The sequence below is a fragment of the Actinomyces sp. Z5 genome, from assembly GCF_003287795.1.
In the GTDB taxonomy this organism is placed as follows: Bacteria; Actinomycetota; Actinomycetes; order Actinomycetales; family Actinomycetaceae; genus Actinomyces; species Actinomyces glycerinitolerans.
The window spans coordinates 107,154-121,705 of record NZ_QMIN01000040.1 but is presented as its reverse complement, the minus strand read 5'-3'; the positions used below and the strand labels follow the sequence as shown (position 1 = coordinate 121,705).

Genomic DNA, 14,552 nt, shown 5'->3' with positions numbered 1-14,552 from the left:
CCACGAACTGTCACCGATGTCCTGACACAGAACTGTCACCGATGTCCTGAGACATAACAGGTACGAACCGTCGTGGTTCATGCCGAATCGTTGGTGCTACCTGACGAACCGTCACCGGAACACACGAACCGTCCACCCCGCGACACCACCCCATGACGCCGCGCCCTGACGCCGACCAATGATGGCACGCGCGTAAGAGCCCTCCGAAGTACCCTCCGCCGCTGCACTCGGCAGTCCGCCTGGCCCGCGCCCGGCGGTGCGGGTCAGCGCCCGGCTGAGTGGTCCGGCGGTGTGGGCCTGGGGGTGTCGGGGAGGTCGTTTGTGACGCTAGTTAGTGGCCTGTTGAAGGTCTCCCGGGGCGTGCGGCAGGCCGGTGAGTGGCGTTGCGGACGGTCAAGGCGGTGTTGCGTACCGAAACCCTCCACATTCGGGAGGGTTTCGGGCCGAAGAGGACGTTCTGGCCGAACCAAGGTCGTTCTCAGTCCAACCAGAACACACCACCAGCCACACCTCCCAAACACGAAGAGCCGCTTTAGGCCGGTGTGTCGTTGGGTGTTCGCAGTCGGCGTGCCTTGTTTGGAGCGCTTCTTTATGTTTGGACCGCCGTAGTGTGCCACTGGGGCGGCCCAAACAGACGTAAGGGGTCCGACCGATGTCGGCCCCACCCGGCGAGGCCGGCTGCGGCGCGGTGGTCGAGGCCCGGCAGGCGGTGCACTCCCACCGTTGGGCGCCTACGGCGGTGCGGCTCGAGCTGCCGGGAACTGAGCCAGGCTCGGCGCCGGCGGCGGTGCAGGATCCACTGACCGCCGGCGCCGAAGCGGCTCAGCTCTCCGACCGGCGCCGGAGCAGTACGGTGCCGGACACAAGCAGTCCTGCAGCGGCGAAGGCGCTGGCGATATTGACCCCGGTTCGCGCCAGCGAGTGTCCGGACTTTCCGGGCACCGGTTGGGCGGAGGCCCGGGCGGTGATAGCCGCCTCGGCGCTTTGGCTGGGCGTGGAGCCCGGGCTTTGGGGAATGGCCGTAGGCATAGCGCTGGATGCGGTCGTAGCCTCGGGTATCGGTGCGGAGGTGGGAGCACCCGCACTGCTGGTCGCCGTCGGCTGCGGCACGGCGCTAGGAGTCCCGGCCTGAGTGGGTTCTGGTGTGGCGATGGGCTGCGTGAGTGTCACGTGCACGGTGTAGGTCGTCTGCGTCCCGTCGGGCGCGGTGACCGTGATCGTTGTTGTGCCCTGGCCATCCGAGCGTTGATCAACGCTCGCGTCGACGTCGGTCGGTACGGCGAAGACGGGCGGCTGCTGATCGGCGGTGACGGTGAGTGCGTACTCGGTGACATCGGGGGAGAACCCCTCCACGTCAACACCGCCTACGGTGAGCCGAGAGAGTGTCGATACCGAGGACGGAGCCGCGCGCAGGGCGTTTATCTCCACCTCTGAGACGATCATGTGGGTGTTCTCGCGTGCAGTGAGTACGAAGCGCACAGCCGCGGCCTGGATGTTTCCAAAATCGACTGTCACGGTTGGTGCCGTTGCTTGATCTGGGACGGGCACGCTCGGCAGGCTCATCCAGGATCCGGTGTCGGGATCGAGATACTCGGGGACAATCTGCGTTGCCCAGCTGTGTGAGGAGCCGTCCATGTAGAAATACACAGTTGCATCCGTCACCGTCTCGTTGTCCGCGAAGGTGTAGGTGAGAGTGTCGCTGAGGTTCTTATCCGAGGACTTCCAGTTCGACCAAGCCTTATCGGTCAACACGAGGTTCGTCGTGCCCTCGACGGAATAGCCGGGCTCGGTGAAGGTGGCTGTAGGGGCCGACTCGGGGGCGATGTTCGCAGGGGCGACACCGACGACGATCACGTTGAGTGTTGCCGGGATTTCGGCGCCGCCCGAGGATGCGGTTCCCGGTACTACGTACACGCCCACGGTGGCGAGTTGCTCGGCGGTGAGGTCTGAGTAGTCCCAGACTACTGGGGCGTCGAAACGCGAAGCGGAGTCTCCGGCCTGGGCGCGTACCGTTTCCGGCGCCCCTGCACTCACATCCGCGACGGAGGCGCCACTCCGGACCGTGACGCTGGTCGGGTCGGAAGAAGTTGCCGGTCCCACCTCTATCGTGGCTACGACGTCGTCGAATGCGTTTCCGTATGCATCGGTACCGGAGCCGTGGATTGTGACTGTACCCGACGTCGACCAGTCCTGCCCGGACACGTCCCAGGTCACGGAGGCGGGGGCGCCGGGGCCGTCCGCGTAAAGGGGAATGACGGTCTCTGGCAGCACCGGGACTACGCCTACAGACGTGTTAGCGGTGACCGGTTTGAAGCCCGTGATTGTGATGTCCCGGGCGGTCCAGCGCTGGTTGCCGCCGCCGTTGGACTTGTAGGTCCCTATGCGGCTGCCCGCGCTCTGCGCCTGGCCGTTCACCTCCACCACTACGGGGCGGGCGGTGGACACCAGGGAGAAGTCCTCGCCGTTAGTGGTGGTCACGATCCACGTGCTTGAGTCCTCCGAAACGGTGTCGGGAGCGGCGGCAACCGCCGTACCGTCGACATCTGCCAGCACCTGCCCGGCACGGTTGGTGAGTGTGACGCGCTGTTGGTTGGTGCCGGCGCCGGAGAGAGTGTGCACGGTCCACAACTGGTTTGCGGAGTCCGCGGGGGTGAAGTCGTCGATGACTACGCCACCGTTCTTCGCCGTCAGGGACCGGCCGGACTGAACGCCGGTGACTTCGTAGGTGTGGCCGTCCTGAAGGAATGCAGCGTTGTCGGCGACACCGGTGACGCCGTCGATAAGGAATGTGGTGACGGACATCGCGGGAACGGTCAGTGTAGCCGTCTTGGTGACAGGGTCGACGTTGACGGCCGAGCCGGTCACCAGCGCGTTGGCGGTCGGATCGGACTCGGGGGACTCGGTAGTGGTTACTGGGGTAACGGTCGCGCCGGCGACCGAGGCGAACTTGGACAGGTCGATGGTGACTGCGCGCTCCTCGGAGGAGTCATTGATATGAACCATGTTGACTCCGGACCCGTCGGGGCGGATAGCCGCGGTCGACTGTGTGGAATCCGTCGGGATGAGATGGGAGCCGGGGACGATGTAGTGCGTGTAGTTGCGCACGGTGTTGTACTTGGAGTTCGTCAGGACTTTGCAGCTCGGATCGGCGTCGCCGTCGGCCAGGCGCCGTTCGGAATCGCCGTTGTCGTTGCAGTCGAAGTCGATGAAGACCGAGCCCCAGTTGAGCCGCTCCACCTTCTCCATGTTGTAAAGATCCTCGACGGGTTGCCAGAACACCCAGGCATCGGGCTCGAGCTCGCGCAGGTCGTCGGTGATGTGCTGGGCCATGCCTAGACCGTTGCCCATCTCGGTGAGGTTCAGCCCGTTCTTCGGACTCCAGTCGCCCTCCACCTCGCTCATCCAGAGTGACGTGTCATCAACCTTGGCTATGTCGCGGACGACCTGGCGATCGCCCGTACCATAGGTGTGCACGTTGTACTGGTCGACCGCGGCCCGCGACCGGGCGGAGTACGCGTTCCAGTCGGTGACGAAAGTGCTGGGATTGGTTTCATCCATAGCGGAGATGACGGCCTCGGTGCCGGTCCCGGGCTCGTTGAGGCGGGCCTGGAGGACCTGGATCATCTCGTTCTGTGCTTGCGGACCGATGTGGGCGCCCTCTTGCCGTGAGGAGGAGTTGGGCCACTGCTCGCCGCTGCGGATCGATGTGGACCAATAGTTGGTGTTGGGCTCGTTGAAGGGGTCAATCGTGTTCACCTTGATTCCGTGGGCAGATTCCAGCTCATCGACCACGGTGACGAGGTAGTCGGCGAAGGCCTCCATGTCATCGGAGGACAGTTGCTCGGCCCAACCGTCGTTGATGCCTCCGGAGACGAACCCCGACTGGGTGAGGAAATACGGTGGGGAATTGGAGAAGGCCTCCCAGTGCGTGATGTCGGCCTTGATCGCGTCTATCCACCACCGTTGCGTCGCATCCGCAGACAGGTTGTAGGAGTTCGTGTCGTCGCCATTCCAGGCGGCGCGGTAACGGCCGCGGTCGGCATAGGTCGAGGTGATGCTCCCCTCATCGTCCGTTGCGTGCAGATCGGGGTTCCACCACCCTTCGACTGCTCCTCCTGGACGTAGGTAGTCGGGAACGTCCGTCGCGTTGCCGCCGCCGATGTTGTAGCGCGCAATGTTGAGGTTCAGCCCCTCCTCGCCGAACACGGCGTCGCGTAGCTGTTCACGGACCTCTTGCGGGTAGTCCCCGGTGGCGTTGGCAAACCAGACCAGGGAAGTCCCCCAGCCTTCGAAGGCGTCCGATTGATAGCTCGGGTTAATGGTGACGGTGACTGCGGTGGCTGCTGACGCCTTGGGTGGCGCTATGCCAACGATTCCAGCAGCCGCAAGTGATGCGGCTGCGAGGGCCGCCAGGGTGCGGATACGTAGCTTCCTCATGAACTCTCCCCATTGAGAAATAGCGGAATATCAGCGATGGTTGCGCAAACATCACTGCCTGTACCGATTATTGCCGCGCCCCACCGCGGCGTCAAGGGTGAGGAAACTTGTTCAGTGCTTCCGTGGCGGTGCCGTGGATGCGCGTACCACCAGTGACGTCGGCACCAGCTCCTGGCCGGTCTCGGCCACCCCGGTGCTCATCATGCGCACCAGGCGGGCCATACAGGCCCGGCCCATGCCGGCAAAGTCCTGGTGCACGGTCGTCAGCGGGGGAGCGAAGTCGGCGGCAAGGGGGATGTCGTCAAAGCCGACCACCGACAGGTCCTCCGGGACGTGCCGCCCCAGATCCTGTGCGGCGTGCAGCAGTCCGAGTGACATCTCGTCATTCGCGCAGAAGACGGCGGTGCAGCTCGGATCCTTCAGCAGAGTCAGGGCCGCCTGGTAGCCGGAGCCGGCCGACCAATCGCCGTGTGCCGGCTCGGGCACCCGCCGTCCGGCCTCGGTGAGCACTTCACGCCAGGCCTTCTCGCGGCGCTGTGCCGAATACGAATAGGCCGGGCCGGTGATGTGGTGGACGGTCGCGTGCCCCAGTGCCAGTAGGTGCTCGACGGCGGACCGAGTGCCGGCGGCCTGATCGGTATCGACCACCGCATGATCCGGGCCCAGGGCGGAATCGACAACGACGAGGTGCTCGACGTCGGGGAGCGTGAAGGACGCGCCCTCGGCGTCGTCGGGCATCGACTCCATCACCAGGATGATCCCGTCGACCAGCAGCTCGCTCAGGCGGTCGAAGGCTCCCGAGACGGAGGCTGTGGTGCGGGACTGCGGTGCCATGAGGGTGACGGTGTAGCCGTGGGATGAAGCGGACTCGGAGATCGCCGCGAGGGTAGAGGTGTTGCCTGTAGCGGTCAGGTCGAACATGACCACGCCGATGTTGTGGAAGTTGCCGCGTTTGAGGGCGCGGGCGGCCGCGTTGGGGCGGTAACCGAGCTCGCGCATGGCTGCGACCACCCGTTCGCGGGTCTCGGGGACCACGCCCTCGTATCCGTTGGACACGCGCGAGACGGTTTGTGCGGAGACGCCGGCCAGCTGAGCCACGTCCGCCATGGAGACCTGGCGGCGCCGTCGTGCGGGCATGATGACCTCCTGAGGTCAACGATGGTTGGGGTCATGGTTGACATAACTGAACCGATGTGACAAGGTAACACCCGTTCACGATGTTTACGCAACCATCCCCGCTGTTGCAATTGTTTGCGTAAACACCACTCTATCGGCCCACTCCGCTCAGTGCAGAGACGGAAGGACAAGGATGTCGGCGATTCCCGTCGCAGCGAGCACCTCCGGTGCCGCGCAAACCAACCCCGCGCCCGAGCGGCGCCATAAACGTCGCTGGACCGGATGGGGCTTCGTTGGCCCCTTCATGGTGGTCTTCGCCTTCGTTTTCCTCGCACCCATCTTCTACTCGATCTACCTGAGCCTGTTCCAGAACCGGATGGTCGGCGGCAACCAGTTCGTCGGCCTGGACAACTACATCCAGCTCTTCGGCGACCCGCAGTTCTGGGAGGCATTCCGCCGCGTCGCACTGTTCCTGGTGGTTCAGGTGCCCATCATGCTGACGCTGTCGCTGCTGGCGGCCTTGGCGATCGACTCTCTGAAGCTCCACGGCACGGCGTTCTTCCGCATCTCCATCTTCATGCCCTACGCGGTGCCCGCCGTGGTCGCCGCGCTCATGTGGGGCTTCATGTACGGCAACCGCTTCGGCCTGGTGGGCTCACTGTCCGACTTCCTCGGTGTGAGCATCCCCGACCCGTTGGGTGCGAACGTCATTCTGGTGTCGATCGGCAACATCGTCACCTGGGAGTTCGTCGGCTACAACATGCTGATCTTCTACTCCTCGCTGAAGACGATTCCGCACAGCCTGTACGAGGCCGCCGCGATCGACGGCGCCAGCGAGTGGCGCATCATCACCGCCATCAAGATCCCGGCCCTGCGCGGCGCCCTGGGTATCGCCACGATCTTCTCCATCATCGGATCGTTCCAGCTGTTCAACGAACCCTCGATCCTGCAAAGCCTCGCCCCCAACGCGATCACCACCTACTACACGCCGAACTACTACGCCTACAACCTCTCCTTCGCCGGCCAGCAGTACAACTACTCGGCCACCGTCGCCATCGTCATGGGCCTGATCACCATGGCCGTGGCCTACTTCGTCCAGCTGCGCGGGAACCGGGAGAACTGAGCCATGAGCAAGAAGACCACCGAGGCCGCCGTCGCCCACCGCGGTTACAACGTCGAGAACCCCCGCAAGAGTTGGCTGCTGACAATCGTGATGGGCCTGATGCTCATCTACACCTACCTGCCGCTGCTGTGGCTGTTCATCTCCTCGACCAAGACCCAGGGGGACCTCTTCTCCACCTTCGGGCTGTGGTTCGGTCATGACTTCGCCCTGTGGGACAACATCCGCGAGACGCTCACCTACAACGACGGCCAGTTCGTGCGCTGGTTCCTGAACACGCTGATGTACGTGGTTCTGGGCGCCGGCGGCTCCGTGCTGCTCTCGGTACTGGCCGGGTATGGTCTGGCCAAGTTCGACTTCCCGGGTAAGAACGCCGTCTTCGCCATTGTCATCGGCGCCGTCGCCGTCCCCGGCACCGCGCTCGCGGTCCCGACCTTCCTCATGTTCGCCAAGCTGGGGCTGACAAACACTCCGTGGTCGGTGATCATCCCCTCGCTGATCTCGCCCTTCGGTCTGTATCTGATGTGGCAGTTCACCCGCGACGCCGTGCCCACCGAGCTGCTCGAGGCGGCCCGGATCGACGGCGCGAGCGAGTTTCGTACCTTCCGTCAGGTGGCTCTGCCGCTGCTGGGCCCCGGCATCGTGACGGTCGCCCTGTTCGCGATCGTGGCCACCTGGAACAACTACTTCCTGCCGTTGATCATGTTGAAGGACGCCAGCTGGTATCCGCTCACCATCGGTTTGAACGCCTGGAACGCGCAGGCAGCTACGGCCGGAGGGCAGGCGATCTTCAACCTGGTCATCACCGCCTCGCTGCTCACCATCATTCCGCTGATCGCGGCCTTCCTCGGCTTGCAGCGCTTCTGGCAGGCCGGCCTGGCCTCCGGCGGCGTCAAGGAATGATGCCGCCACTCCGAGCCTCCTTCCGCCTGCCCCTGCGTCCTTCGACTACATCAACCCCCAACCCAAACACTCCCACCAGCACCGCAAGGGTGCGAACTGGAAAGGAAAATCCCATGACCATTGATCGTCGAATGTTTCTGCACGCCGGCTCTGCCGCGGCCGTGGCCGGCGCTACCTCAGCTCTGCTGGCCGCCTGCGGCTCGGGCTCCTCGTCCTCCGGTGGGGCGGCCGACGTCGATCCCTCCGCCGCAGCCTCGGCCGCGGAGGCGGGCGGCGAACTGCTCGTGTGGGCGTGGGACAACACCATTGAGCCCTGCGCGCAGGCCTTCATGAAGAAGTACCCCAACGTCAAGGTCACCGTGACCAACGTCGGCACCTCCGCCGACCAGTACACGTCCTTGCAGAACGCGATTTCTGCCGGCAAGGGCGGGCCCGACGTCGCCCAGGTCGAGTACTACGCCCTGCAGCAGTTCTCCATCTCCGAGTCCCTGGCGGATCTGACGCAGTTCGGCGCTGCCGACTACGAGGGCACGTTCACCGAGGGGCCGTGGAACTCCGTGCACACCGGTGAGGGCGTATACGGCCTGCCCCTGGACTCCGGCCCGATGGCCATGTTCTACAACGAGGAGGTCTTCACCGAGCTCGGCGTCGACGTCCCCACCACCTGGGACGAGTACCTGGATGCCGCCCGCAAGATTCACGCCGCCGACCCGAGCAAGTACATCGCCAGCGACACCGGCGACGCGGGCGCCACCCTGTCCGGGCTGTGGCAGGCGGGAGCCCAGCCCTACACGGTGGACGGCACCACCGTCACCATTGACTTCTCCTCGGACGAGGCCGAGAAGTTCTCCGAGCTCCAGACCACCCTGATCAAGGAGGGGCTGCTCGCCCCGATCTCCAGCTGGACCGACGAGTGGTTCCAGGGGCTGGGCGACGGCACTATCGCCGCACTCGTGACGGGCGCATGGATGCCCGGCAACTTCACCTCCTCCGTGCCGGGTGCGTCCGGGAAGTGGCGCGTAGCCCCCCAGCCGCGCTGGGACGCCGATACTCCCGCCTGCGCCGAGAACGGCGGCTCCTCGCTCGCGGTCATGGCCGCCTCCGAGAAGCAGGCGCTGGCCTACTCCTTCGTCGAGTTCTGCTCCGCCCAGGACGGCATCCAGATCCGCATCGACGGCGGCGCCTTCCCCTCCACGACGGCGGAACTCGACTCCGAGGACTTCCTGGGCAAGGAGTTCGAGTACTTCGGCGGCCAGAAGGCCAACGAGGTCCTGTCCCAGGCCGCCAAGGACGTGCTGTCCGGCTGGACCTACCTGCCCTTCCAGGTCTACGCCAACTCCATCTTCAACGACCACGTCGGCAAGGCCTACACGACGGGCGGCGACACCACCATCGCCGAGGGGCTGGCCTCCTGGCAGGACGCCTGCATCGCCTACGGCAACCAGCAGGGCTTCACGGTCTCCTGACCGCGTCGCGCCACCACGACCGACGCTCCATCCGAATCAAGAGAAAAGGTTCCGTCATGCCCGTTGATCTGACCCGTCGCAGCGCCTTATCCGCCCTCGGCGCTTCCGCTCTCGCCCTTACCCTGGCCGCCTGCTCCGGCTCCGACTCCGACGGCGGCAGCACTGCCGAGGTCGACCCCTCGGCCGCGGCCTCCGCCGCCGCGGCCGGCGGGGAGCTGCTCGTATGGTCCTGGGAGCCCACACTCACCGACGTCGTCGCCGAGTACCAGCGCGCCTTCCCCAACGTGAAGGTCGAACTGGTCAATGCCGGTACCAACGTCGAGGAGTACACGGCGCTGCAGAACGCCATTTCCGCAGGGTCCGGCGTCCCCGACGTCGCCCAGATCGAGTACTACGCCCTGCCGCAGTTCTCCCTGTCCGAGTCGCTCGCGGACCTGACCCAGTTCGGTGCCGCCGACCTGGCCGGCTCCTACTCCGCCGGCCCCTGGGCGTCGGTCGCCTCGGACGAGGGCATCTTCGGCCTGCCCATGGACTCCGGCCCGATGGCCCTGTTCTACAACGAGGAGGTCTTCAATGCGGCGGGGGTTGAGGTCCCCAGCACCTGGGAGGAGTATCTCGACGCCGCCCGCGCCATTCACGCCGCCAACCCGGAGCAGTACATCGCCAACGACATCGGGGACGCGGTCAAGACGCTGTCGCTGCTGTGGCAGGCCGGTTCCCGTCCCTACACGGTGGACGGCACCACCGTCGGCATCGACTTCAGCGAGGAGACCTCCCAGAAGTACGCCGAGCTGTGGGCCACGCTGATCGAGGAGGAACTGCTCTATCCCTGCGCCGACTGGTCCGACGAGTGGTATCGGGGCCTGGGAGACGGCACCATCGCCTCCCTCGTCATGGGCGCGTGGATGCCGGCCTCCTTCGTAGGCGGCGTTGAGGCCGGGGCGGGCAAGTGGCGGGTGGCGCCGCTGCCGGCCTGGGAGGCCGGGCAGACCGCCTCCTCGGAGATGGGCGGTTCCTCGCTTGCGGTGACTGCTGCCAGCGATAAGCAGGCCCTGGCGTACCACTTCATCGAATACGCCAACGCCGGGGACGGCGTCGCCAGCCGTATCGCCAATGGGGCCTTCCCGGCCACAACGGCGGACCTGAGCAGCGAGGAGTTCCTGGGGACCGAATTCGAGTATTTCGGTGGCCAGAAGGCGAACGAGATCTTCGCCGACAGTGCCGCGGCCGTCACCGAGGGCTGGTCCTTCCTCCCCTTCCAGGCCTACGCCAACTCCATCTTCAACGACTCCGTGGGCAAGGCCTACGAGTCCAAAGGTGCCACCTCCATTGCCGACGGGCTGTCCGCCTGGCAGCAGGCATGCATCACCTACGGCAATCAGCAGGGCTTCACGGTCTCCTGACCGCGCCCGCACGACGCGCCGTGGAGCCGAAACACGCTTTGACTCCACGGCGCGTCGTCGCCAACCACCACAGAATCGGCTCAGGTCGGTTCAGGACTAGGCAAGGCACGAATGAACAGCAACGCCACCACCCGCCCCGGCTTCCCGCGGCGCCCGCGCCGCGAGAGCGCGGCCATCCACTTCGGTGCCGACTACAACCCCGACCAGTGGCCAGAGGCCACCTGGGAACAGGACATCGCTTTGATGCGGCGGGCGGGCGTAACCGTCGTCACCCTGCCGGTGTTCTCCTGGGCGCATATTCAACCGAACGAGGACACCTGGGACTTCGAGTGGCTGGACCGGATCATGGACCGACTGGCGCAGGCCGGTATCGACGTCGACATGGCCACCTCCACCGCGTCTCCGCCCGCCTGGCTCACCTCCAAGCACCCCGAGGTACTGCCGGTCACCCGTACGGGTGAGACGCTGTGGCCGGGGGGACGACAGCAGTGGCGTCCCACCTCGCCCGTGTTCCGCCGTTACGCCCTGGAGCTGACGCGCCGTCTGGCGGAGCGCTATGGAAGCCACCCTGCGCTGGCCGCCTGGCATGTGAACAACGAGCTCGGCTGCCACAATGCCTACGACTACTCCGACGATGCCGCCGCGGCCTTCCGCGCCTGGTTGCGCGAGCGCTACACCACGTTGGAGACGCTCAACGACGCCTGGGGGACGGCATTCTGGTCACAGACCTACCACCGGTGGGAGGAGATCCTTCCACCCCGCCTGGCCGCCTCCGAGCCCAACCCCAGCCAGCTGCTCGACTTCCGTCGCTTCTCCTCCGACGCCCTGCGCGACCACCTGCGCGCCGAGAGCGAAGTGCTGCGGGCCATCACCCCCGACGTGCCGATCACCACCAACTTCATGATCATGGGTGACACCTCCGCCATGGACTACCCGGGCTGGGCCGATGACGTCGACTTCGTCTCCAACGACCACTACCTGGACCCCGGCCCCGGCGGTATCGATGAGCTCGCCTTCTCCGCCTCCCTGACCTCCGCCATTGCCAAGGGTCGGCCGTGGTGGCTCATGGAGCACGCCACCTCCGCCGTCAACTGGCGGCCCGTGAATCCGCCTAAGCTCCCCGGGGAATTGATGCGCGACTCACTGACGCACCTCGGCCACGGCGCCGACGCCATCTGCTTCTTCCAATGGCGGGCCTCGCGGGCGGGAGCCGAGAAATACCACGCCGCCCTGCTTCCGCACGCCGGGGAGGACTCGCGCCTGTTCCGCGACGTCGTCGCCCTGGGCAAGAGCCTGGAGGACCTGGCCGCGGTGGCCGGCAGCCCGGCACTGCCCGCCCACGCCGCGGTCATCTTCGACTACGAGTCCTGGTGGTCGCTCACGCAGGAATTCCTGCCGCACACCCGCCTGGACTATCGCGGCCAGGCCCTGGACTGGTACCGGGCCCTGGTCGCCGCGGGAATGCGAGTCGACGTCGTTACTGCACGCAACAATCTGGAGAGGTACGACCTGCTCGTCGCCCCGCTGCTGCACGTCGTGCCCGCCGACCTGGCCGAGCGCCTGCACGCCGCCGTCGCGGGCGGCACCCACCTGGTGACAACCTACTTCTCCGGGACCGTGGACGAGCACGACCACATCATTCTCGGCGGTTACCCCGGCGCCCTGCGCGATCTTTTAGGCATCCGCGTCGAGGAGTTCAGCCCGCTGCTGGACGCCGACGCAGCAGCGCTCTCCAATGGCGGCACCGGCCGTATGTGGAGCGAGCGGGTGGAGCTCACCGCTCCCGACGTCCAGGTGCTGCGCCGTTACGAACATGCTCGCGGCATTGAAGCGGGCGTCCCCGCCGTCACGCGGCGCCCGGTGGGACAGGGGTCGGCAACGTATGTCTCCACGCGCCTGGAGGGTGAAGACCTGGCAGAGCTGGTTGCCGAACTGCTTGCGTCCGCCGGCATCGGCCCGGACCTGCCCGAACCGTTGCGCGGGCAGGTGATTGCCTCCGCCCGCCGCGGCGAGGCGGCAGACTACTGGACACTCACCAACCGGGGGAACCACGACCTCGGGACTGCCGCCGCCGTCGCCGGGATGTTGGGCGGCGTACCGCTGGGAGGCGCCGACTCCCTCGGCGCGAGCGACGCCGTCGTCGTACGGGTGCCGCGCAACTGAGCCGCCTCACCGCACCTGGGGAATACCCAACTCGTCGCGCGCGGCGCGCATCTGGGCGGCCTCGGCGCGCGAGAACTCGAACTCCGCCTCGCTCCAGTCCCACATCGCCTGGATGAGGGGCTTGAAGCTCTCTCCGCGGCGGGTCAACCGGTACTCCACGCGGGGAGGCACCTCGCCGTAGTCGACGCGCTCCAGGAAGTCGTCCGCAACCAGCTCTCGCAGTTGCTTGGACAGGGTCGAGTCCGACACACCGTGCAGGCAACGCTTCAACTGGCCGAAGTGTCTGACCTCGGCCAGAGCGACGTAGAAGAGAATCTCGATCTTCCACTTGCCGCCCACGACCTTCTGCAGGGACGCGATCGCGGGGCACCACTCGATCTTGGGGGCCTCGGCCATGCCGCTCCTCTCCTTCGTGCCGCTAGTACTACAGAAAAAGATAGTACTAGCGGAACCGTAGCGCCATGAGTGACAGTTGCTCCAGATGCGCAGGCCGCGCGCAGCGCGCCGGCGCCCACAACCCCGAGGAGGAACACATGAAGGTGACCTACTGGTCGGACTTCGCATGCCCGTACTGCTACGTAGGCGAGACCCGCCTGCACAAGGCGATCGAGTCGCTCGGCCTGGCCGACGACGTCGAGGTGGAGATGAAGGCCTTCGAGCTTTACCCGGACGCGCCCCGCGAGGTGCAGGGAACGACGCTTGACCGCTTCGCCAGGAAGTACCGGCTGACCAGGGCGGCTGCACGCCAGCGCATCGACTCCATCAGCGCGATGGGGCGGGCCGAAGGCATCGACTTCAACTACGCCACCACGCGCAACACCAATATGTTCGATGCGCACCGGCTCACCAAGCTCGCGCACGAGCAGGGCAACACCCGCTTCGAGGAACTCTGCTTCCACGCCTACTTCGTGGACAACGAGGTCATGTCCGACCACGCCGTCTTGCGGCGCCTGGCCAAGCAGGCCGGACTGCCGGAGGCGGACGTGGAGCGCGTGCTGTCCAGTGACGAGTACGCCGACGCCGTGCGTGCCGATGAGCGCGAGGCGCACTCCATGGGGGTGAATGCCGTGCCGTTCTTCGTGGTGGACGGCAAGTACGCCATTTCGGGTGCCCAGCCGATCGAGGAGATGACCCGCGTGCTCACAAACGCGCGCGACGCGGCGCTCGCGGAGGACACAACCGAGGGCGGCGCCTGCGGCCCGGAGGGGTGCGCGATCTGATGGGGGTACAGGTTCGCCCGCTTCTGGCCCGGGGCGTGTTTGCCACCTACGGCTACTTCGTCGTCGATGAGGTCACGCGACATGCGTTCCTGATCGACCCTGGCGCCCAGGCGAACCTGTTTCTGCGTGCCGTGCGCGGGCATCAGTGGACCGTGGAGGCCATCCTGCTCACGCACGGCCACTTCGATCATGTCGGGGCCGTGGATGAGCTGCGCGCCGCCCTGGGCGTCCCCGTGCTGGCGCATGCGGAATCCAAGCGCTACCTGGGCGACCCCGATCTGAACCTGTCCGCCGCCCACGGCGCGCCCCTGCGGGTCCGCGATGTGGAGAACTTCCAACACGGCGACCGCCTGGCCCTGGGGGAGGGATCGAGCGTCGAACTCGAGGTCCTGCACGTTCCCGGGCATACCGATGACTCCTGCGCCTTCTACTGCGAACAGGCCGGCTTCGCGGTGGTTGGTGACACGGTCTACGAGGGAGGCCCCGGGCTGACCATCTTTCCGACGGGGGATGCGGGCAAGCTTCGTGAGAGCCTGGAGACCAGGCTGCTCACGCTCCCCGATGGCACGGAACTGCTGTCGGGACACTCCCTCCCCATCACGGTCGCGCGCCTCAGACGCGCGGTACGACGGTGCGACGCGGCCGAGTGATTCGGGGCCGACTACCCTGAGCGGCATAGGGCAAGCCGCGACGAGAAGGCTCGGTGCGGCCGGGAGCAACCGAG

Annotated in this window: 10 protein-coding genes; 7 read left to right on the top strand and 3 right to left on the bottom strand. The window is 66.1% G+C overall.

What is annotated here, in order from left to right; all coding sequences use genetic code 11:
• Nucleotides 1–822: 822 nt before the first annotated feature.
• Both DRB06_RS16025 and DRB06_RS04590 read right to left on the bottom strand, forming a co-directional pair.
• Complete coding sequence (locus DRB06_RS16025; RefSeq protein ID WP_181575185.1) at nucleotides 823–4,437, bottom strand: glycoside hydrolase; 3,615 nt, start codon at nucleotides 4,435–4,437, stop codon at nucleotides 823–825.
• Between the two features lie 111 nt (nucleotides 4,438–4,548).
• Complete coding sequence (locus DRB06_RS04590) at nucleotides 4,549–5,574, bottom strand: LacI family DNA-binding transcriptional regulator (RefSeq protein ID WP_111819237.1); 1,026 nt, start codon at nucleotides 5,572–5,574, stop codon at nucleotides 4,549–4,551.
• A gap of 172 nt (nucleotides 5,575–5,746) precedes the next feature.
• On the opposite strand from DRB06_RS04590, the gene DRB06_RS04585 reads away from it, so the two are divergent.
• The 5 genes from DRB06_RS04585 (at nucleotide 5,747) to DRB06_RS04565 (ending at nucleotide 12,608) form a co-directional block, all read left to right on the top strand.
• Nucleotides 5,747–6,676, top strand: a complete 930-nt coding sequence (locus tag DRB06_RS04585; protein ID WP_073327710.1) for a carbohydrate ABC transporter permease — start codon at nucleotides 5,747–5,749, stop codon at nucleotides 6,674–6,676.
• Between the two features lie 3 nt (nucleotides 6,677–6,679).
• Nucleotides 6,680–7,576: a carbohydrate ABC transporter permease gene (locus DRB06_RS04580; RefSeq protein ID WP_073327709.1), complete on the top strand. Its 897-nt coding sequence runs from the start codon at nucleotides 6,680–6,682 to the stop codon at nucleotides 7,574–7,576.
• A gap of 113 nt (nucleotides 7,577–7,689) precedes the next feature.
• Entirely contained in the window at nucleotides 7,690–9,042 is a 1,353-nt protein-coding gene (locus DRB06_RS04575; protein WP_111819236.1) for a sugar ABC transporter substrate-binding protein, read from the top strand.
• A 56-nt stretch (nucleotides 9,043–9,098) separates the two neighbouring features.
• On the top strand, nucleotides 9,099–10,445 hold the full coding sequence (locus DRB06_RS04570; RefSeq protein ID WP_108966039.1) for an extracellular solute-binding protein: 1,347 nt from the start codon (nucleotides 9,099–9,101) through the stop codon (nucleotides 10,443–10,445).
• Nucleotides 10,446–10,556: 111 nt separating this feature from the next.
• A complete protein-coding gene (locus DRB06_RS04565) occupies nucleotides 10,557–12,608 on the top strand; it encodes a beta-galactosidase (RefSeq protein ID WP_111819235.1) in 2,052 nt (683 codons plus the stop codon).
• 6 nt (nucleotides 12,609–12,614) lie between these two features.
• On the opposite strand, the gene DRB06_RS04560 is transcribed toward DRB06_RS04565, so the two are convergent.
• Entirely contained in the window at nucleotides 12,615–13,004 is a 390-nt protein-coding gene (locus DRB06_RS04560; protein WP_073327704.1) for a helix-turn-helix domain-containing protein, read from the bottom strand.
• Between the two features lie 65 nt (nucleotides 13,005–13,069).
• Between DRB06_RS04560 and DRB06_RS04555 the strand changes: the two genes are divergently transcribed.
• Both DRB06_RS04555 and DRB06_RS04550 read left to right on the top strand, forming a co-directional pair.
• Entirely contained in the window at nucleotides 13,070–13,828 is a 759-nt protein-coding gene (locus DRB06_RS04555; RefSeq protein ID WP_220092971.1) for a DsbA family oxidoreductase, read from the top strand.
• Entirely contained in the window at nucleotides 13,828–14,478 is a 651-nt protein-coding gene (locus tag DRB06_RS04550; RefSeq protein WP_111819233.1) for an MBL fold metallo-hydrolase, read from the top strand. Before DRB06_RS04555 ends, DRB06_RS04550 begins: the two co-directional genes overlap by 1 nt.
• The last annotated feature ends 74 nt before the right edge of the window (nucleotides 14,479–14,552 follow it).

What these genes read in the sequence shown, in the direction of transcription:
- DRB06_RS04560 (WP_073327704.1), bottom strand. Translation starts at nt 13,004, where the DNA reads ATGGCCGAGGCCCCCAAGATCGAGTGGTGCCCCGCGATCGCGTCCCTG.
- DRB06_RS04565 (WP_111819235.1), top strand. Translation starts at nt 10,557, where the DNA reads ATGAACAGCAACGCCACCACCCGCCCCGGCTTCCCGCGGCGCCCGCGC.
- DRB06_RS04570 (WP_108966039.1), top strand. Translation starts at nt 9,099, where the DNA reads ATGCCCGTTGATCTGACCCGTCGCAGCGCCTTATCCGCCCTCGGCGCT.
- DRB06_RS04575 (WP_111819236.1), top strand. Translation starts at nt 7,690, where the DNA reads ATGACCATTGATCGTCGAATGTTTCTGCACGCCGGCTCTGCCGCGGCC.
- DRB06_RS16025 (WP_181575185.1), bottom strand. Translation starts at nt 4,437, where the DNA reads ATGAGGAAGCTACGTATCCGCACCCTGGCGGCCCTCGCAGCCGCATCA.
- DRB06_RS04550 (WP_111819233.1), top strand. Translation starts at nt 13,828, where the DNA reads ATGGGGGTACAGGTTCGCCCGCTTCTGGCCCGGGGCGTGTTTGCCACC.
- DRB06_RS04580 (WP_073327709.1), top strand. Translation starts at nt 6,680, where the DNA reads ATGAGCAAGAAGACCACCGAGGCCGCCGTCGCCCACCGCGGTTACAAC.
- DRB06_RS04555 (WP_220092971.1), top strand. Translation starts at nt 13,070, where the DNA reads ATGAGTGACAGTTGCTCCAGATGCGCAGGCCGCGCGCAGCGCGCCGGC.
- DRB06_RS04590 (WP_111819237.1), bottom strand. Translation starts at nt 5,574, where the DNA reads ATGCCCGCACGACGGCGCCGCCAGGTCTCCATGGCGGACGTGGCTCAG.
- DRB06_RS04585 (WP_073327710.1), top strand. Translation starts at nt 5,747, where the DNA reads ATGTCGGCGATTCCCGTCGCAGCGAGCACCTCCGGTGCCGCGCAAACC.